Origin of the sequence: Bradyrhizobium sp. CER78, from assembly GCF_029846235.1 — a bacterium.
Classification (GTDB): Bacteria; Pseudomonadota; Alphaproteobacteria; order Rhizobiales; family Xanthobacteraceae; genus Bradyrhizobium.
In genome coordinates, this window is record NZ_JARVWP010000001.1 from 467,812 (window position 1) to 486,876 (window position 19,065).

General features: G+C 64.9%; 20 protein-coding genes. 14 read left to right on the forward strand and 6 right to left on the reverse strand.

Annotated elements, in window-relative coordinates; all coding sequences use genetic code 11:
- Positions 1-519: 519 nt before the first annotated feature.
- Positions 520-2,142 carry an inorganic phosphate transporter gene (locus QDT69_RS02025; protein WP_279704986.1) on the forward strand — a complete coding sequence of 541 codons (1,623 nt, stop codon included), beginning with the start codon at positions 520-522 and terminating at the stop codon, positions 2,140-2,142.
- A 98-nt stretch (positions 2,143-2,240) separates the two neighbouring features.
- On the opposite strand, the gene QDT69_RS02030 is transcribed toward QDT69_RS02025, so the two are convergent.
- The gene (locus QDT69_RS02030) at positions 2,241-3,149 is read right to left on the reverse strand and encodes a LysR family transcriptional regulator (RefSeq protein ID WP_279704987.1); all 909 of its coding nucleotides are present in this window, start codon (positions 3,147-3,149) and stop codon (positions 2,241-2,243) included.
- Positions 3,150-3,286: 137 nt separating this feature from the next.
- Between QDT69_RS02030 and QDT69_RS02035 the strand changes: the two genes are divergently transcribed.
- Positions 3,287-4,468 (forward strand): cytochrome P450, encoded by a 1,182-nt coding sequence (locus QDT69_RS02035; protein ID WP_279704988.1) that lies wholly within the window; start codon positions 3,287-3,289, stop codon positions 4,466-4,468.
- A gap of 3 nt (positions 4,469-4,471) precedes the next feature.
- On the opposite strand, the gene QDT69_RS02040 is transcribed toward QDT69_RS02035, so the two are convergent.
- Positions 4,472-5,644 (reverse strand): M20 family metallopeptidase, encoded by a 1,173-nt coding sequence (locus tag QDT69_RS02040; RefSeq protein WP_279704989.1) that lies wholly within the window; start codon positions 5,642-5,644, stop codon positions 4,472-4,474.
- A gap of 140 nt (positions 5,645-5,784) precedes the next feature.
- Between QDT69_RS02040 and QDT69_RS02045 the strand changes: the two genes are divergently transcribed.
- Together QDT69_RS02045 and QDT69_RS02050 are read left to right on the forward strand one after the other, a co-directional pair.
- Complete coding sequence (locus QDT69_RS02045) at positions 5,785-6,315, forward strand: T6SS immunity protein Tdi1 domain-containing protein (protein ID WP_279704990.1); 531 nt, start codon at positions 5,785-5,787, stop codon at positions 6,313-6,315.
- Between the two features lie 118 nt (positions 6,316-6,433).
- Positions 6,434-6,859 (forward strand): hypothetical protein, encoded by a 426-nt coding sequence (locus QDT69_RS02050; protein ID WP_279704991.1) that lies wholly within the window; start codon positions 6,434-6,436, stop codon positions 6,857-6,859.
- Between the two features lie 3 nt (positions 6,860-6,862).
- Here QDT69_RS02050 and QDT69_RS02055 read toward each other — a convergent pair whose 3' ends face one another.
- From QDT69_RS02055 to QDT69_RS02065, 3 genes are all read right to left on the reverse strand, one after another.
- Positions 6,863-7,489 (reverse strand): pyridoxamine 5'-phosphate oxidase family protein, encoded by a 627-nt coding sequence (locus QDT69_RS02055; RefSeq protein WP_279704992.1) that lies wholly within the window; start codon positions 7,487-7,489, stop codon positions 6,863-6,865.
- A 79-nt stretch (positions 7,490-7,568) separates the two neighbouring features.
- Complete coding sequence (locus QDT69_RS02060) at positions 7,569-8,906, reverse strand: amidohydrolase (RefSeq protein ID WP_279704993.1); 1,338 nt, start codon at positions 8,904-8,906, stop codon at positions 7,569-7,571.
- A 118-nt stretch (positions 8,907-9,024) separates the two neighbouring features.
- A complete protein-coding gene (locus QDT69_RS02065) occupies positions 9,025-9,795 on the reverse strand; it encodes an IclR family transcriptional regulator C-terminal domain-containing protein (protein ID WP_050420144.1) in 771 nt (256 codons plus the stop codon).
- A gap of 179 nt (positions 9,796-9,974) precedes the next feature.
- Between QDT69_RS02065 and QDT69_RS02070 the strand changes: the two genes are divergently transcribed.
- From QDT69_RS02070 to QDT69_RS02095, 6 genes are all read left to right on the forward strand, one after another.
- Positions 9,975-10,466 (forward strand): MaoC family dehydratase, encoded by a 492-nt coding sequence (locus QDT69_RS02070; RefSeq protein ID WP_050626224.1) that lies wholly within the window; start codon positions 9,975-9,977, stop codon positions 10,464-10,466.
- Between the two features lie 10 nt (positions 10,467-10,476).
- Entirely contained in the window at positions 10,477-10,929 is a 453-nt protein-coding gene (locus QDT69_RS02075; RefSeq protein WP_279704994.1) for a MaoC family dehydratase, read from the forward strand.
- 242 nt (positions 10,930-11,171) lie between these two features.
- The gene (locus QDT69_RS02080; protein WP_279704995.1) at positions 11,172-12,479 is read left to right on the forward strand and encodes an MFS transporter; all 1,308 of its coding nucleotides are present in this window, start codon (positions 11,172-11,174) and stop codon (positions 12,477-12,479) included.
- A 99-nt stretch (positions 12,480-12,578) separates the two neighbouring features.
- Entirely contained in the window at positions 12,579-14,198 is a 1,620-nt protein-coding gene (locus tag QDT69_RS02085; protein WP_279704996.1) for a GMC family oxidoreductase N-terminal domain-containing protein, read from the forward strand.
- Between the two features lie 6 nt (positions 14,199-14,204).
- On the forward strand, positions 14,205-15,107 hold the full coding sequence (locus QDT69_RS02090; RefSeq protein ID WP_279704997.1) for an alpha/beta hydrolase: 903 nt from the start codon (positions 14,205-14,207) through the stop codon (positions 15,105-15,107).
- Positions 15,108-15,210: 103 nt separating this feature from the next.
- Positions 15,211-15,522 (forward strand): hypothetical protein, encoded by a 312-nt coding sequence (locus QDT69_RS02095; protein WP_279704998.1) that lies wholly within the window; start codon positions 15,211-15,213, stop codon positions 15,520-15,522.
- A gap of 89 nt (positions 15,523-15,611) precedes the next feature.
- Here the strand turns inward: QDT69_RS02095 and QDT69_RS02100 are convergent, their stop codons facing one another.
- Positions 15,612-15,902 carry a GFA family protein gene (locus QDT69_RS02100; RefSeq protein WP_279704999.1) on the reverse strand — a complete coding sequence of 97 codons (291 nt, stop codon included), beginning with the start codon at positions 15,900-15,902 and terminating at the stop codon, positions 15,612-15,614.
- 368 nt (positions 15,903-16,270) lie between these two features.
- On the opposite strand from QDT69_RS02100, the gene QDT69_RS02105 reads away from it, so the two are divergent.
- The 4 genes from QDT69_RS02105 (at position 16,271) to QDT69_RS02120 (ending at position 18,985) form a co-directional block, all read left to right on the forward strand.
- Positions 16,271-17,224, forward strand: coding sequence for a metallophosphoesterase (locus QDT69_RS02105; RefSeq protein ID WP_074129154.1), 954 nt, complete (start codon positions 16,271-16,273; stop codon positions 17,222-17,224).
- Between the two features lie 24 nt (positions 17,225-17,248).
- On the forward strand, positions 17,249-17,572 hold the full coding sequence (locus QDT69_RS02110; protein WP_074129153.1) for a cupredoxin family copper-binding protein: 324 nt from the start codon (positions 17,249-17,251) through the stop codon (positions 17,570-17,572).
- A gap of 94 nt (positions 17,573-17,666) precedes the next feature.
- Entirely contained in the window at positions 17,667-18,224 is a 558-nt protein-coding gene (locus QDT69_RS02115; protein WP_021079949.1) for a sigma-70 family RNA polymerase sigma factor, read from the forward strand.
- Positions 18,221-18,985 carry an anti-sigma factor gene (locus QDT69_RS02120; RefSeq protein WP_279705000.1) on the forward strand — a complete coding sequence of 255 codons (765 nt, stop codon included), beginning with the start codon at positions 18,221-18,223 and terminating at the stop codon, positions 18,983-18,985. The genes QDT69_RS02115 and QDT69_RS02120 overlap by 4 nt, the downstream gene beginning before the upstream one ends.
- Positions 18,986-19,065: the final 80 nt, after the last annotated feature.

Below are 19,065 nucleotides of genomic sequence, written 5' to 3' on the forward strand. Positions count from 1 at the left end.
GGCGTCATGTTCACGCCATGACGTACCCCGAGGCGGGCGCGCTGCGCGGTTTGCTAGCCCCGATCGTGCGGCGCGCCACCTCATCTTTCCATCCTGCCTTCTATCCCTCCCCTCACCCGCACCTCCTCACTGCACCTTCCTGACCCGCGACGCTCCTCACCCGCGACGCCGCCAGATTTCCGATTAACAGAAATATTGTCCAGGCCCTGCCGTCGTGGTCTCGCCGCCGCTGTGACCTCACCGGCCCGCGGTCAGTGTGATCTCGCTGCACTCAGTGTGACCTCACGGCGCAAAGTCTTGCCCTGCGAAACGAGTGCAAGGCATCTCCGTCGTCATCGCTGACCTTTTGTTGCTGGAGATTGCCACGAGGCCGTGAAGGCGCATGGGCCTTCAACGCGTTCCACAACAATTCGGCGCGATGTCCACCGTCACGGCCGGCCGCCTCATTTCGCGAGGCGGATTTCAATTGCCTGTCATATGCATCGATCAAAATCGGGGGCATTGGGACAGGAGTTTACCATGAGCGATATGGCGTTACCCGGCTCGATCGAGCCCGCCTTGAAAAAGGGTCCGGATCTCGACAAAGGCTTCCACCCCATGACGGGGATCATTTATTTGGGCGTGGTCGCGGCCGCGCTGCTGTTCGTTGCCTACAGCATCTATGCCGACGTCGACGCCACCGGCACGCGCGTCACGTCGTTCCTGCCCTACATCATGCTGTTCGTTGCGCTGCTGATCGCGCTCGGCTTCGAATTCGTCAACGGCTTCCACGACACCGCCAACGCGGTCGCCACCGTGATCTACACCCGCTCGCTGCCGGCGCATGTCGCCGTGGTCTGGTCGGGCATGTTCAACCTGTTCGGCGTGCTGCTCTCGAGCGGCGCCGTCGCGTTCGGCATCGTGTCGCTGCTTCCGGTCGAACTGATCCTGCAGGTCGGCTCCAGCGCCGGCTTTGCGATGGTGTTCGCGCTCCTGATCGCCGCCATCATCTGGAATCTCGGCACCTGGTGGCTCGGCCTGCCGGCCTCGAGCTCGCACACTTTGATCGGCTCGATCATGGGCGTCGGCATCATGAACGCGCTGCTGCGCGGCCGCGACGGCACCTCGGGCGTTGACTGGTCGCAGGCGGCCAACATCGCCAAGGCGCTGCTGCTGTCGCCGCTGTTCGGCTTCGTGCTCGCGGCCGGCCTGCTCTACATCCTCAAGGCCGTGCTCGTGCGCGCCACGCCCGCTTTGTTCGGCGAGCCGGTCGGCGACCAGCCGCCGCCGTGGTGGATCCGCGGCATCCTGATCCTGACCTGCACCTTGGTCAGCTTCTTCCACGGCTCCAATGACGGCCAGAAGGGCATGGGCTTGATCATGCTGATCCTGATCGGCACCGTGCCGACCGCCTATGCGCTGAACCGCGCGCTGCCCGCAAGCCAGATCGAGCAGTTCGCTGCGCATTCGACCGCCGCCAGCAAGGTCATCGAAGGCAAGGCCGCCGGTTACAACGTGATCGGCAACCCGCGCCCGGCGGTGACCAACTACGTCTCGCAGCACCAGATCAATGAAGGCACCTTCCCGTCACTGGCAGTGCTGGTCCGCGATATCGGCCAACAGGTCGCCCAGTACGGCACGCTGGCCAAGTTCCCGGCTGACGTGGTCGGCAACACCCGTAACGACATGTACCTCGCCTCGGAAGCGATCCGCCTCCTGATGAAGGACAAGGAAGCCGAACTGACCGCCGCCGACGTCGCCACGCTGAACCAGTACAAGGGCTCGCTCGATGCCGCGACGAAGTTCATCCCGAGCTGGGTGAAGTTCGCCGTCGCCATCGCGCTCGGCCTCGGCACCATGGTCGGCTGGAAGCGCATCGTCGTCACCGTCGGCGAGAAGATCGGCAAGACCCACCTGACCTACGCGCAGGGCGCCTGCGCCGAGATCACGGCAGCCGCGACGATCGCGGCGGCCGACGGCTACGGCCTGCCGGTCTCGACCACCCACGTGCTGTCGTCAGGCATTGCCGGCACCATGGCCGCCAACGGCTCCGGCCTGCAATGGGCGACGATCCGGAACATCGCGATGGCCTGGGTGCTGACCCTGCCGGCCGCGATGATCCTCTCGGGCGTGCTCTATTACGTGTTCTACCACGTGTTCTGATGCCCCCTGCTTTCGGCGCGACCGCGACGGACAGAAGGGCCCGCACCTCAGGTGCGGGCCTTTCGCGTTTCTGACCGTCGCGGCGCGAAGCGCGTGGCTCAAGCTGCATAAGCCCTGGCGACCTCGGCGAGCAGGCCGCGCGCCCATTTGTGCAGGCCCGACTTGGCCGTCCTTGCGCTCCAGTACATGTCGATCGAGATCGGCACGCGGAACGGCAGCGCAGCGACATGCAGGCCGCCGCGCATCGCCCGCGCCAGATGATGCGGGATGGTCGCGACCAGCCTCGTGCCGGCGACGATGCGCTCAAGGCTGTCGTGGTTGGGCAGGCTGACCGCCGGCTCGATCTCGATCTCCTTTGCCTTCAGCGCCTCCAGATAAAGCGGCTGCCACTCACCGCTATGGGTGATGAAGACATGCTCGGCCTTGGCATAGGCCGACAGCCCAATCCGGCCCCGCGCCAGCGGATTGGCGGGGTCCATCACGCAGACGTAGTGATCGGTGAGGATATGGCGCCTGAACACGCTTTCGCCGACGACCCCGACTGGACCCAGCACGATGTCGCACTGGTTCTGCTTGAGATGGACGTTGCCATGGCCCGCGGCATCGAGCAGCACGAGGCGGACCTGTGGCGCGCCGGCGCGCAGCCGCGCACTGAACTGCGGCATCAAGGTCTGGCGTTCGTGATAGTTGCAGGAGATCGTCACGCTGCCCTGCGCCGTCACTGGGTCGAATTCGACCGGCGAGGCGAGCCCGTCGATCTCGCCGATCATGTCCCGCGCCCAGCCGACCAGCGCCGCGCAGCGCTCGGTGGCCATCACGCCATTGCCGTTGCGGACGAACAGCGGATCCCCGAGCGCGCCGCGCAGCCGCTCGATCGCATAGCTGATGGTGGACTGGTTGACGTCGAGGCGCTTGGCGACGGCGGAGAACGACTGCAGGTCGTAGACCAGCACCATCGTCCGCAAGGTCCCGATGTCGATCGGATCGATGGTGGAATTGGCCGCCACGCTGCACCTCCCGCATTGCCGGTGCCCAGCCTAGCACAGGATCATCGAATATTTCGATGGCCTATATCGACCCCATCGAATTGAGCGATTACGCCCATTGGCGCTAGCTTTCGCAAAAAAGCGCTCCGGGAGGACCAATGACCAGCGCCGTGCCAGTCGTCACCGACATCGCGTATCAGGATCTGCTCGACGACCCCTATCCGATCTTCCGCCGCCTGCGAGAGCTGGCCCCTGCGGTCTATGTCGAGCCCGCGAAGCTGACGCTGGTGACGCGCTTCGACGACATCGTGCGAATCGAGCGCGATCCCGCGACCTACTCGGCCGACAATCCGGCCTCGCTGGTCAACAAGGTGATGGGACCGACCTTCATGCGCAAGGACGGCGCCGAACATGCGATCGGCCGCAAGGCGATCGAGCCGTCGTTCCGCCCGGCCACGATCAAGGACCATTGGGCGCCGAAATTCACCGCGATCGCGCAAGCGCTGATCGATGATTTGTCCGCGGCCGGTGAGGCCGACCTGTTCGCCAGGCTGGCCGCGCCGATGGCCTCGCTCAGCCTGATGGCGATGATCGGGTTTCGCGAGATGCCGTGGCAGACATTGGCCGACTGGTCGCAGGCACTGATCGACGGCGCCGGCAACTACGCCGCCGACGCCGAGATCGAGCGCAAGGCGATGCAGGCGAGTGCCGATGTCGATGCCGCGATCGACGCGGTGCTCGACGATCACCGCAGCAACCCGAACCCCTCGATCCTGTCCTCGATGGTCAACGCCGATCCGCCGATGCCGATCGAGGGCATCCGCGCCAACATCAAGGTGATCATCGGCGGCGGACTGAACGAGCCGCGCGACGCGATCCTGACCCTGGTGCTCGGCCTGCTGCAAAACCCGGCGCAGAAGCACAGCGTGCTGGCGAAGCCGGAGCTATGGCCGGCCGCGCTGGAGGAAGCGGTGCGCTGGATCTCGCCGATCGGCATGTATCCGCGCCGCGTCACCCGCGATGTCGATCTTTCCGGCACGACGCTGCCCGAGGGCCTTCAGATCGGCCTTTGCGTCGGTGCGGCGAACCGCGACGGCTATCGCTTCGCCGAGCCCGACCGTTTTGACGTGACGCGGCCGAAGCAATCGCATCTGGCGTTCGGCGCCGGGCCGCATTTCTGCGCCGGCACCTGGGTGTCGCGGCTCACCGTCGGCAAGATCGTGGTGCCGATGCTGTTCGATCGGCTGCGCAATCTGCGCCTCCGCGAGGAGGCGCCGCCCGTCGTTCGCGGCTGGGTGTTCCGCGGCCCTGTCACGCTGCCGGTGCGCTGGGATGCGTGAGGCTCACGCCGCCAGCGCGTCCTCCACAATCTTCACGAAGTACGAGGTGCCGAAAACGATCGCCTCGTCGTTGAAATTGTAGGCGGGGTGATGCAGGCCGGCGCTGTCGCCGTTGCCGCAGAAGATGAAGGCGCCCGGCCGCGCTTCCAGCATATACGAGAAATCCTCGCCACCCATCAGCGGCGGCATCGTATGCACGTTGCCGTCGCCGGCCACTTCCTTGGCGATACGAGTCGCGAATTCGGTCTGCGGCGCGTGGTTGACGGTGACCGGATAGCCGCGCTTGTAGTCGAGCTCGATCCGCGCGCCGGTCAGCTGGGCGACGCCCTTGACCACTTCGCCGATGCGCTTCTCGATCAATTGCCGGACCTCCGGGGTCAGCGTGCGCACGGTGCCGCGCAATACCGCGGTCTGCGGAATCACGTTGCGGGCATGGCCGGCGTGGAATTCGCAGATCGAGATCACGGCGGAATCCAGCGGATCGACGCTGCGCGACACGATCGACTGCAGCGCGGTGATCAGCTGCGCACCGACCATCACCGAATCGATGCATTTGTGCGGCCGCGCGGCGTGGCCGCCGAGCCCCTCGATGTTGATGTTGACCTCGTCGGTGGACGCCATGATCGGGCCGGAGCGGATCGCGAACGAGCCGATCGGAATCCCCGGACCGTTGTGCATGCCGTAGACCTGCTGGACGCCGAAGCGGTCCATCAAGCCGTCCTTGATCATGGCGGCAGCGCCAGCCCCACCCTCCTCGGCCGGCTGAAAGATCACGACCGCATCGCCGGCGAAATTGCGCGTCTCGGCGAGATAGCGCGCCGCGCCGAGCAGCATTGCGGTGTGGCCGTCATGGCCGCAGGCGTGCATCTTGCCCGGCGTCTTCGAGGCGTAAGGCAGGTTGGTTTCCTCGTGGATCGGCAGCGCATCCATGTCGGCGCGCAGGCCGATCACCTTGACGTCGCCCTTGGCCGCGCCCTTCTTGCCCTTGATGACCCCGACCACGCCGGTCTGGCCGAGCCCGGTCACGACCTCGTCGCAGCCGAATTCGCGCAGCCGGTCGGCCACGAATGATGCAGTGCGGTGCACATCATAGAGTAGCTCGGGGTTTTCATGGATGTTGCGGCGCCAGGCCTGGATATCGGGTTGCAGATCGGCGACGCGGTTGACGATGGGCATGAGAATTCTGGCCTCGGAGGTTGAACGTAAGTCACCTCTAGCATGCAAGAGGCGGTCCACCCAAACAGATGTGGCATGCTCCAGATTGGGTCCCGCGGCGCGGCAAATGCAGAGCCAACCGACCGAAAAGCGCCGGCCGTGTGGCCGAACATCACCCGCGTGATGACTTCCGGCTTGCCGCAGCGCGACCGGGCATTCATGCTCGCAGGATGGAACAGGACCGCTCAGACTTCCTTCCGGTTGAAATCACGCTCAGCGAACTCGCTGCCTGGTCGGACATTCTGCCTGCCGGGAGCCGCGTCTTGGGAGCCAGCCTGTTCGCAGACGTGTTCCTGGCGGACGCGACGGGAGCGGTTTACATGCTGGAGGTGTCGGCGGGCTCGATCGAGAGAATTGCTGCATCCGAGGGAGCGTTCCGCGAACGTTGCGTGGAAGATGCAGACGGTTGGCTGCTGCGCGCGTCGGTCGACCGGTGCCGCTCGGCAGGACTGATCCTTGGCCCCTCCCAGTGCTACGCCTTTACGACGCTGCCCCTATTCGGGGGCGAGTACACCGTCGACAATGTATGGATGTGCTCCTGTCGAGACTGGATCGCCTTTACGGCAATGATGTACTCAAAGACCAAGGATTTGCCGGACCGGTCCACCGTCAGGATCGTTGTCGCTGATTGACCCGACGGAAACGATCGCATCCGACCAAAGCCTAATGGTGTGGCAAATATCCTGTGCGGATACTACCGCAGGTTATCCGCACCGAAATCCTCTCGCCTGCCAACAAGGGGGCGGCTGCATGACGCCGGATCAGGCGGTCCTGTTTTCCACCATCATCCTGCTGGTGCCGATGGGCTACTTCCTGCTGGCGGCGCCGGCATTCCTGCTTGTGAAGCTCGATATCCCGCCGGTCACGCGCCTGCTGCGCGGCATGTTCAACGCCTACTTCCTGGTGCTCGCGACAGCCGGCGTGATCGGAACGCTCGCCTTTGCCGCCGCTGGCCGGCCGGCTACAGCGCTCGGCATCGCCTTGATCGCGGCATTCGCGGTGCTGGCACGCCGCTGGTTTCTGCGCCGGCTCGACGCCGAGGCGGATGCGAGAGATCTCGGTGATCCCACTGCCGTGCGGCGGCTGCGCCGGCTGCATTGGGGCGGCATGCTGTGCAATGCAATCCAGGTGTTCGCGCTGGTCGCCAGCATCCCCTACATGGCACCGCTGCCCTAATCGCTAGACCTCGCCTTTCCGATGCGGATCGTATTTCGAGAGCACGTCCTTGAGATAATCCCGGCTCTTCCATTCCGGCGCGGGCGGCTCGTATCCGGGCCGAGGAACGAACGGATTCGCCGGCACGTCAGCTGAAGCGCCCATCAGGTCCGGAATGTAGCGCGGGCAATTCGGAAAGATCTCGCATTTGACGCGGACGACGACCTTCGCGCCGTGATGCCGGCCAAGCGCTTCAGCGCTGTCGTCGATCGTTGCCTTACCTCTGATCCGCGTGCGAAACGTCTTGCCATCGAGACGGACGAACAGCAGGCCGACATTCGGGTTGCGGTGAATATTGCCGAGCGTGCGGTACATGTTGTTGCCGTCGTACTCGGGGTACTCGAGCGTGTCGGGCCCGGTGATCTTCACGAAACCGGGATCACCGGATCGCATCGAACAATCGACGTTGTCCTGATAGCTCGTCGCAACGAAAAAGAAGCGCGTCTCTTCGATGAGCTTGCGATCCTGCTCCCAGAAGTCGAAGTGGAGGCGATGCTTCTCGAGGCCGTCGGCGACGCGACGACCGTCGAAGCGGTCCTGCAACTCGCGCATTCCGTCGTGGTAAAAAGGGGCGCGGATCGGATCTTCCACGGGACTCCTCCAGCAAGGTTAGCAATTGATCTGCGAGTTCTGGCGCGATGTCCTGCGTGCGCCCGGCCGCCGCAGACCGCTATTTTTCCGGGGCCTGCCGGTCGAACGCGCTCAGCACCGCAAGCGTCATCGCCTCGACACCGGTCTTGATCGTCGGCTCCGGCACCGGCGCGAACAACGGCGAGTGGTTGGACGGCAATGATGGGCTGCGGCCTTCGCGGGCAGCGGCGACGCGCTCCGGCTCGTAGATACCGATATTGAAGAACATCGAGGGCACTCCGGCGCTGACGAATTCCGAATAATCCTCGCTGGGCGTGCCCGGCGGTGACGGTTCGAACTTGTCGCCAAACGCCGCCTTGAGCACCTTTTCCGCGGTGCCGACCACGTTGGGATCGTTGATCACGGCCTTGGTTCCCTCGGTGATCGAGATCTCCGGCTCCGGCGCGTTCGACATGGCCGCGACCGCCCTTGCCGTCCGCTCGATGCCGGCAAGCATCTTGGCGCGCACCTCAGGCTTGAAGGTACGAATGGTGCCGAACAGCACCACATCGTCGGGAATGATGTTCGACGCGGTGCCGCCGTGAATTGCACCGACGCTGACGACGCCGAATTCAGTCGGGTCCTTTTCGCGGCTGATCACGCTCTGGACATCGACGACAAAGCGCGCAGCCATCATCACGGGGTCGATCGTCGCCTGCGGCACCGCACCGTGTCCGCCGCGACCACGGAATTTGATGGAGAGGCCATCGGCGGCGGATGAGCCGATGCCGACGCGATAGCGCACCGTTCCATAGGCGAACGGGCCATCGTGCAAGGCAAAACCGACATTCGGCTTTGGAAATCGCGTGAACAGACCATCCGCCAGCATGGCCTTGGCGCCCGAGACGATTTCCTCAGCCGGCTGCGCGATGAACATCAGCGTGCCGTGCCATTGGTCTTTCAGGCCGACAAGCGTCTTCGCCGTCCCCACCCAGCTTGCCATGTGGACGTCGTGGCCGCAGCTGTGGGCCACGAAGGTCTCGCGTCCCTGCCAGGTCGTCTTGTCGTGACTGGCATAGGGAAGTCCGGTCTTTTCCTCCATCGGCAGCGCATCGAGCTCGGTGCGCACCATGATGGTGGGGCCCTCGCCATTCCTGTAGATCGCGACCAGCCCGGTCTTGCCGACATGCTCCGTCACGTCGAAGCCAAGCGCCCGCATTTCGGCAGCGAGCTTGGCCGCGGTCTTCTCCTCCTGAAAGGCGATTTCAGGATGGGCGTGAATATCCTTGTAGAGCGCGTCGAGCTTCGGATAGTCGGCCGCGACCGATCTCTCGATCGCGCTCTTCAGCCTTGCGACATCAAGCTCGGCATTCGCCCGGTGCGGCAGTGACGCGCAGAGCGCGGCGGACGCAAGCAGCGTGAGAACCATTTTGGTCATGGCAATCGCTCCAGCTGAAATCCGGACACGGCGTTCCGAATACCCCACTCCATCACCAGGCCGGGCTCGGCGGCCTGATCTAAACAGGCAACGCGATCGGAAACAACGGCCTGGCGAGTTAGCCCGACGTCAGCATCTGGCTGCGGATCTCCTGCGCGGTGCGGCGCAGCGGCAGCAGGAATTTCTTGCGCGCGCCGGCCTCACTGACCGTGCCCGAGATCGTGTTGACGCTGAGCGCCGCGACCACGGAGCCTGCGGGATCGCGCAGCGGCACCGCGATGCCGCAGATCGCGGGATCGAGCTCACCATCGACCCAGGCATAGCCGTCGCTCTCGACCCGCAGCAGCAGTTCACCGAGCCGCTCCGGATCGGTCACGGTGCGCGGCGTGACCTGCTTGAAGCCGCCGGTCGCAAGATAGGCCTCGCGGGTGCCGGGCGGCAGCGCCGCGAGCATGACGCGGCCGAGCGACACCAGATGCGCCGGCAACCGGCTGCCGACGCCGAGATTGGCGGAAAGAATCCGCCGCGCCGGCAGGCGTAGCGCATAGACGATCTCGTCCTCGTCGAGCACCGCCATCGCACAGGATTCGCCGATCTCGTTGCGCAGATTTTCCAGCGCGCGCTGCGCATGGCCCCAATAGGGCAGCGCATTGAGATAGGACAGGCCGAGCCCGAGCGCGCGCGGCCGCAGGCTGAAATAGCGTCCGTCGGAAGCGCAGTATTTCAGCGCCACCAGGGTCGCGAGAATGCGGCGCGCGGTGGCGCGGTTGAGGCCGGCGGTGTCGGCGGCCTCCGCCAGCGTGTGCCGGCCCGGCGGCTTGCCGAGCGCCTCGATGATCGAGAAGCCGCGCGCGATCGCGCGCACGAAGCCGTCACTCTCTTTGCTCATCGCGTTTTGCTCAAGGCTCTGCGGGAGATTTTGGTTCTGCTCACGACATCGCAGACCGCATGGCTGCCTGCACATGACGCGGCGCTGTCCGCTTGTCAGGGGCTCATGACCGCGCTAGCGTCAATTCATACAGCGAATGAAATGTTCGCCTGGCGAACTGAATAGCAGGAGGATACACGATGGCGCAAGCAGAAAGTTCTGCGGCCACCCCGTTCGAGACCGATTTCTGGAAGGACGCGAAGCTGCGCAAGATGTGGGACGACATCGTCCCCGGCGAGCCGCGCAAGACGCTGCCCTACAAGCTGACGCAGGAGGCAATCGCGCTGTACTGCCGTGCGGTCGGCGAGACCAATCCGCTCTATCTTGACGAAGCGGCCGCGAAGGCCGGGCCCTATGGCGGGCTGATCGCACCGCCCGCGATCCATATCCTTCTGATGTTCGCCTGCACGCCGGCCGACGACTGGATGCGCTCGCCGGGCACCGTCAATGCCGGGCAGTCCTGGAGCTACAACATCCCTGCCCGCCCCGGCGATACCATCACCCTGCAGGCCCGCGCGCTCGACAAATTCATCAAGCGCGAGCGGCTGTTCGTGGTGCACGACAACGTCTTCTTCAACCAGCATGGCGACGTGATCTGCTCGGGTCGCGGCCAGACCATCCGTCCGATGTAAGGGGATCACGATGACCTCAGCGAATTTCGATGCTCTCAAGGCCGGCGACACCATCGACGGCCCCGCCTTCGCGGTCTCACGCGAATCGATCCGCCTGTTCTGCGATGCTTCGCTCGACTACAACCCGCTGCATCTCGACGACGACTACATGAAGGGCGATTTCGGCAAGACCAATTTCGGCGGCATCATCATGCACGGCATGAACAATTTCGGCCTGATCTCGCGCATGCTGACCGACTGGGCTCTTCCTGCCGGCGCGATCCATCGCAGGCTCGAGACGCGCTGGCTGAAGCCGGTGAAGCCCGGCGACACCATCCGTCCCGCCGGCACCATCAAGGCCAAACAGACCACCGCGAAATCGCGCTGGGTGCTGGTCGACGTCGCCGTGCAGAACCAGCGCGGCGAAACGGTCGCCGCCGGTGAAGCCATGCTGGAATTTCCGGCGAGCGCCAAGGCGAGCTAGCGAAGGGCGCTCACATCGCGCAGCGAGCTCCGCTTCGCTTCGCCCCGCCTGCGGGGAGAGGCCGGAACGCATCGCCAGATGCGTTCCGGGTGAGGGGGAGCCTCCGCGGACCCAGTTCTCTCCGTCTATGCGGAAGCAGCCCCTCACCCCAACCCTCTCCCCGCAAGAGCGGGGCGAGGGATCGTAGCGCCGTCGCGGCGCCACCCCACTCAACAAATCAAAAGAAATACTTGGAGGTTTCGATGCAGGATGCGGCCCATTCGCGGCTCTATGGACGGATCGCCTGGCGCCTGATCCCGTTCCTGCTGGCGTGCTACACGGTTGCGATCATCGATCGCTTCAATATCGGCTTTGCCAAGCTGCAATTCCTGCACGATCTGAACATCGATGACGCGGTGTTCGGGCTCGCCGCCGGCATCTTCTCGGTCGGCTATGTCGCGCTCGAAGTGCCGAGCAATTTGCTGCTGGTCAAGATCGGCGTGCGCAAGACGCTGCTGCGGATCATGGTGCTGTGGGGCACCGTGACCGTGCTGCTGGCGCTGGTGCAGAACCAGTATCATCTCTATCTGCTGCGCTTCCTGCTCGGCGCCGCCGAGGGCGGATTCTTCCCCGGCATCCTGTATTACCTGACGCTGTGGTTTCCGGACCGCGTGCGCGGCCGCATGACGAGCCTGTTTGTGATGGCGGTGCCGCTCGGCGGCGTCATCGCAGGCCCGTTGTCGGGCGTGATCATGGACCACATGCAGGGCATCCACGGCCTGCACGGCTGGCAGTGGCTGTTCGTCCTCGAAGGCGTTCCCGCGGTGCTGCTCGGCATCGCCGCCTATCTCTATCTCGCCGATGGACCGCAGGCCGCAACATGGCTCAGCGCCGACGAGCGACGGCAGGTCGCAAGCGATCTCGCCCGCGATCGCGCCGCCACCCCTGGCACCACCCGCAGCTTCGCGGCGGCGCTGCGCGAGCCGCGCGTCTATTTGCTCTCCTTCATCTATTTCGCGTTCTTCTGCTCGCTCAACACCATCCTGCTGTGGACGCCGACGCTGCTGAAGCGCGTTGGCGTCGCGACCACCACCGAGATCGGCTGGCTGAGCGGCGCGATCTCGGTCGCGTCGGCGATCGGCATGGTCGCGATCGGCTACAGTTCCGATCGCACCCGCGAGCGGCGCTGGCACGTGGTCGGTTGCGGCCTCGTCGCAGCGGCCTGCTTCATCGCCTTGCAGGCTGCGCAGGGCAGCATCTTGCTCACCGTGACACTGCTCGCCATTGCCTCGGTCGGCATCTTCGCGATCCTGTCGCTGTTCTGGACCATTCCGAATGCGATGCTGGAGGGCAGCGCGGCGGCGGGCGGCATCGCGCTGATCAGCGCGATCGGCTCGTTCGGCGGCGCGGTCTGCCCTGCCCTGATCGGCTGGATGAATGTCGCGACCGGAAGCATCTATGCACCGCTCGCCCTCGTCGGCGCGCTGCTGGCGATCGGCATGCTGACGCTGATCGTCTGCGTTCCGCGAACGAGACATCAGGTCACATTGGCCGAGCCGAGCCGTCCCTGATCATCTAGCGTACGCCCGGCATCCATGGGTCGGGCTTGTCTCGACCGGCTGCGTCTGACTAATAGAGGTCAACAAGAGACGCTTGCCGGGAACGAGGACATGCCGCGAAGGCTCGAGGGTGATTTCGACTACATTATCGTCGGCGCGGGCACGGCGGGCTGCATCATGGCCAACCGCCTGTCGGCCGATCCGAACAAGCGCGTGCTGCTGCTGGAAGCCGGCGGCAAGGATAACTGGATCTGGTTTCACATCCCGGTCGGCTATCTCTTTGCGATCGGCAATCCGCGCTCGGACTGGATGTTCAAGACCGAGGCCGAGCCCGGTCTCAACGGCCGTGCGCTCGCCTATCCGCGCGGCAAGGTGATCGGTGGCTCGTCGGCGATCAACGCCATGATCTCGATGCGCGGCCAGGCTGCGGACTACGATCACTGGCGCCAGCTCGGCCTCACCGGCTGGAGCTACGAGGACGTGCTGCCGGCGTTCAAGAAGCTGGAGGATCATTTCCTCGGTGCAAGCGAGCGTCACGGCGTCGGCGGCGGCTGGCGCATCGAAGCGCCGCGGCTGTCGTGGCAGATCCTCGATGCGGTCGGCGATGCCGCCGAGGAGATGGGCATCAAGCGCATTCCGGATTTCAACACCGGCGACAACGAAGGCACCAGCTACTTCCACGTCAACCAGAAGCGCGGCCGGCGCTGGTCGTCGGCACGCGGCTTTTTGAAGCCGGTGCTGAATCGCAGCAATCTCAGGCTCGAGACCGAGGTGCTGGTCGACCGCCTGATCATCGAGAGCGGCCGCGCCGCTGGCGTGCTGTTCCGGCAAGGCAATGAGGTGGTCGAGGCGCGCGCCAAGGGCGAGGTGATCCTCTGCGCCGGCTCGATCGGAACCACGCAGGTGCTGCATCGCTCCGGCATCGGCCCGGCCGAATGGCTGTCGCCGCTCGGCGTCGACATCGTGGCTGACGTGCAGGGCATCGGCCATAATCTGCAGGACCATCTGCAGCAGCGCGCGATCTACAAGGTGTCGGGCGTGCGCACGCTGAACGAGACCTATTACAACCTCGTGCGCCGCGGCCTGATGGGCCTCGATTATGCGTTCCGCCGCCGCGGGCCACTGACCATGGCGCCGTCGCAGCTCGGCATCTTCACGCGCTCGGATACGACGCGCTCGCGCGCCAATATCCAGTTCCATGTACAGCCGCTGTCACTCGACAAATTCGGCGATCCCTTGCACCGCTTCCCCGCGATCACCGTGAGCGCCTGCAATCTGCAACCGACTTCGCGCGGCACCGTGCGCATCCGCTCGACCGCGCCCGACGACAAGCCGTCGATCGCGCCGAACTATCTCTCGACCGAGGACGATCGCCAGGTCGCAGCCGACGCGATCCGCACCACGCGCAGACTGATGAAGCAGAAGGCGCTGGAGAAATATCGTCCCGAGGAATTCCTGCCCGGTCCCTCGGTCGGCGACGACGACGCCTCGCTCGCCAAGGCCGCGGGCGACATCGGCACCACGATCTTCCACCCCGTCGGCACCGCGAAGATGGGAACGGCGAACGATCCGATGGCCGTGGTCGACGAGCGGCTGCGCTTCTACGGCCTGCATGGCCTCCGCATCGCGGATGCATCCGTGATGCCGACCATCACCTCCGGCAACACCAATACGCCGACCGCGATGATCGCCGAGAAGGCCGCGGCGATGATCTTGCAGGATGCAAGATAGCAACCCATGACGCAGCCGCAGCGAATTCTGGTTGGCGATGCCGGCACGCAGATCGCGGTGGCGCGATGGGGCGATCCCGCCTCGGGCAAACCTGTGGCGCTGCTGCTGCACGGCACCGGCTTTGTCGCCGAGGTCTGGACCGAGGTCGCGGAGGCGCTGGCCGCTGACTACACCGTCTATGCGCACGACCGCCGCGGCCACGGCCTGAGCCACAAGCCGGCCGCCGGCCGCTATCACTTCCAGGATTTCGCCGGTGACGTTTGCAAGGTGGTCGAATGCCTCGACCTGAAGAACATCTACGGCATCGGCCACAGCGCCGGCGCGACCGACCTGCTGCTTGCGGCGAAGCTGATGCCGGACCGCTTCGCGCGGCTGTTCGTGACGGAGCCGACCGCGATGGACCCGCACGCGCTGCGCGGCGACGACCTGAGCGACATCTCGAACGCGTCCGTGCAAGGCGTGCTGCGCCGCCGCGCCGAATTTGACAATGCCGACGATGTGTTCCGGCGATTGCGCGCCGCGCCGACCTTCGCGACGTGGACTGAGCCGTCGCTGTGGGCCTATGTGCATCACGGCTTTGCGCGGCTCGATGACGGCCGCATGCAACTGCGCTGCACGCCCGACATCGAACAGGCGATGCTCAAGCCGATCTTCCAGGCCATGGAGCAGATTTACACCGGCGACGCTCGTGGCAATCCGTTCCCGTGGTTCTCCGAGATCGCCTGCCCTGTCCGAATCGCCACCGCCGAACAGTCATGGCCGATTTACAAGGAGATGGCCAAGCGCGCCGCAGCCCTGATCCCGCACGCGAGCAGATGGACCTTCGATGGCGCCGGGCATTGCGTCGCGCAGGAAGCGCCGGAGTTGATGGTTGCCGCGCTCAGGACGTTCGCGGCCGGCGCGGACTAACGCAGTCGTCACGCGCGGCACCGTAAGAAGAAATCGCCGTCCCCTTGCGGGGACGGCGGAAGCCACTCACGCAGTACTGGAACACATAGCGTTTTCGAGCGAAGTGGGTGCCGATTCGCGTGAAGAAAACGCGTCAAAGCAAGAGTTAGTGCTTGCCGTGGTGCTCGGCGTGATGCCGGCTCGCTTCGGTGTGGTGGTGCTGGGCATGGCTGGCGTGACCATGGGCGCTGTGGGCGTGATGCGCCGCCTTCTCGTGATTGCCCTCTTGGTGGTGCTTGGCGGCTTCGCGGTGATGACGCGCCGCGTGCTCGTGATGCTCGGCTGCCTTGTGATGATGCTCAACGCCTGCGTGGTCGCTCATGATGATCTCCCGGTGTGGCGAATGAAGTCTGCCATCTTTAAGCAGGAGCGCTGACATTATGCTGACGGCCGCAAGACAGCTGTGTTGCGGCCGTTCATCTACGTTGCGCGGCATCGTCATGATGCGGAGCGCATCATCGCCGGTCATTGCGTCGGCGGAAAGCGATCGAAGGCCGGCAGCTCGTGCGCCGTTTCCATCCAGCGCAGCCGCTCCGCGACCTGGATATGCATCGTGGCCGGCACCGCGCCGGGATCGACATAGGTGCCGTTCTGGATGTCGATGAACCCGGGCAACATGTTGCCGTTGATGTAGAAAAGTCCGCTGCCGCAATTCGCGCAGAAATGCCGCCGGCCGTGCTGCGAGGATCGGTAGGTCCTGGGCTCGCCCTTGGTCACCTTGAGGGCGTCCTCGGCAACCATCACCCAGCCGACCATCGGCGCGCCGGCATGCCGCCGGCAATCGGTGCAGTGGCACAGCGCGTGGACGACCGGTTCCCGGTCACCTCGTAACGAACCTCGCCGCAGTGACAGCCTCCGGTGACGTTGCCCATGTTTTCCTCCGACCAATCAGTGGTTTGGCCGGTCGATAGCGTTGCAGGCCCGGGGCCTTCAATGACGCATCCTGCCCTTGCGGCCAGCTTTCGCGCGGCCCGTATGGGCGCGCCGATCACGCGGCCGGCCGCCCGGTTCTCACGAAATCGTCATCCGTGCCCTCACCCCCCTCCAAAGCCGCGGGAATAAAGCCCCGGCCCCTCCGATCACCTCCCCGGAAACCCAATCCCTGGGCCCATGGGAGACTTGTCATGAGCGGACACGATCACAATCACCACGATGAGGAAAAAGGCGTCAGCCGACGCAAGGTGCTGGAATGCATGACCTGGGCCGGCACCGGCGTACTCTGGACCGTCACCGGCGGCGTGCCGCATTCGCTCGGCATCGTCGGCTCGGCCGCCGCGGCCGAAGCCACCACCGGCATGACCTTCATGCAGATCAGCGACAGCCATGTCGGCTTCGACAAGCCGGCCAACCCGAACGCCATCGGTACGCTGGAGGAGGCCATCAACAAGGTCAAGGCGATGCAGGTCAAGCCGTCCTTCATGATCCACACCGGCGACATCACCCATCTGTCGAAGGCGTCCGAATTCGATGACGCCGATCGCATCATCTCGCAGGCCAAGCTCGACGTGCATTACGTGCCGGGCGAGCACGACTTCATCGACGAGGAGGTCAAGCTCTACAAGGAACGCTACGGCAAGGGCACCAAGGGCCCGGGCTACTATTCCTTCGACGCCGGCGGCGTGCATTTCGTCGGCCTCGTCAACGTCGTCGACCTCAAGGGCGGCGGCCTCGGCAATCTCGGCAACGAGCAGCTGGAATGGCTCGAGAACGACCTCAAGGGCCGCTCCAAGTCGACGCCGATCGTGCTGTTCGCCCACATCCCGCTGTGGACGGTCTATCCGCAATGGGGCTGGGGCACCGAGGACGGCGCCCGCGCGCTGGAATACGTCAAGGGCTTCGGCTCGGTCACGGTGCTCAACGGCCACATCCACCAGGTGATGCAGAAGGTCGAGGGCAACGTCACCTTCCACACCGCGCGCTCGACTGCGTTCCCGCAGCCGGCGCCGGGTGCAGCCCCCTCGCCCGGCCCGATGAAGGTCGAGGATGCCAAGCTGCGCAGCATGCTCGGCGTCGCCAGCATCAACTTCAAGCAGAACAGCCAACCGCTGGCGATCATCGACACGCCGCTGCAGGGCTGACGGACAGGGCTGAGGAAAGAGACGATGAGTACGATCAATCGACGCGACTTCGGGATCGCCGTGGTCGCGGCCATGCTGCTGCCGGTCACGGCGGCCCGCGCCGAAGATATCGCGGTCCACATCGACAACTTCTCGTTCGCGCCGAACCCGCTCGACGTGAAGGTCGGCACGACAGTGACCTGGACCAACCGCGACGACATCCCGCACACCGTGGTGTGCGCGGGCAAATTCCGCTCCAAGACCATGGATACCGACGGCACCTTCTCGTTCACCTTCACGGAGCCCGGCGAATACAAGTATTTCTGCTCGCTGCATCCGCACATGACAGGCAGTATCAAGGTTGGGTAACGTGACCAGCCATACAATCACAACCATGCCCGGCCGGTGGCCCTCAGCCCCCGGCCGGGCACAAGCCGTCTCTCGACAAGCCGGGCAGGACACGATGGTTGTCAACGCGTCGCAAGACGATCCCGAAAAGGCACGGCGCTTCCGCGAAGCCGCGCTGCCCTACCTTGACGACGCCTATACCCTGGCGCGCTATTTGCTGCGCGATGCCGCCGACGCCGAGGACGCGGTGCAGGAATGCTATCTGCGCGCCTACAAGCATTTCGACAGCTACCGCGGACCTGCGATGAAGCCGTGGCTGTTCGCGATCCTGCGCAATGTCTGCCGCGCCGAATATGCTCGCCGCAAGACCGCCCCGACCGCGGTCGAGGAACTGCCCGAGGGCGGCGACCAGACCCCGATGTGGAACGAAGCCCCGGAGACACCGGAAAAACAGATGCTGCGCCGCTTCGACGGCGACACCGTGCGCAAGCTGGTCGCGGCGCTCGCCGAGCCGTTCCGCGAGACCTTTGTGCTCAGGGAAATCCAGAATCTTTCATACCGCGAGATCGCCGATGTCGCCGCCGTGCCGGTCGGCACCGTGATGTCCCGTCTCGCGCGCGCCCGCGCCATGCTGCGATCAGCCTGGCTCGCGGAACAGGAGCAAGCGAAATGACCTGCGAGGAAGCCGAAGTGCTGATCCACGCGCTGATCGACGGCGAACTCGACGCCGGCCATGCACGCGAAGTGGAAGCCCATATCAAGGGGTGCGCGCATTGCGCCGCCATGATGAAGGAATATCAGGAGATCCGCCAGGCGATCGCCGAGAGCGACCTGCGTTACAAGGCACCGCTCGAGCTGCGCCGCAAGATCGAGAAGGCCCTGCCGCAGCCGCAGGCGGCGCCGAGCCGGCGCTCGGTGCTGCGCGGCTTTGCTATGGGCTCGGCGGTATCGGCGATGGCGGCGACGGGCCTCGTCGCGATCGTGCTGCGCAACGACGACGAGCAGCGCATCGAGAACGAGGTGGTGTCGGCGCATCTGCGCTCGCTGCAGGCCGGCCATCTGATCGACGTGGTCTCGACCGATCAGCATACGGTCAAGCCCTGGTTCAACGGCAAGCTCGACGTCTCGCCGCCGGTGATCGACCTCACCGCGCAGGGCTTTACGCTGATCGGCGGCCGGCTCGACTATGTCAACGCCCGCGAGATCGGCGCCGTGGTCTACAAGCGGCGCCAGCACGTGATCAATCTGTTCGTGGCGCAGACGGCCAATACCGAACGCAAGACCGCGAAGGTCTCGACGTTGCAGGGCTTCAACATCCGGCGCTGGAGCGACCGTGGCCTGAACTATTGGGCCGTCAGCGATCTCGGCGCCGACGAGCTCAGCGAGTTCGGCGACAAGTTCGAGAGCGCGATGCACGCGAACAAGGAAGGGTGATTGTAGAGCCGTAGGGCGGATTAGCCGAAGGCGTAATCCGCCAATCTCACGCTGACCTGCGGCGGGTTGCGGCTTCGCCT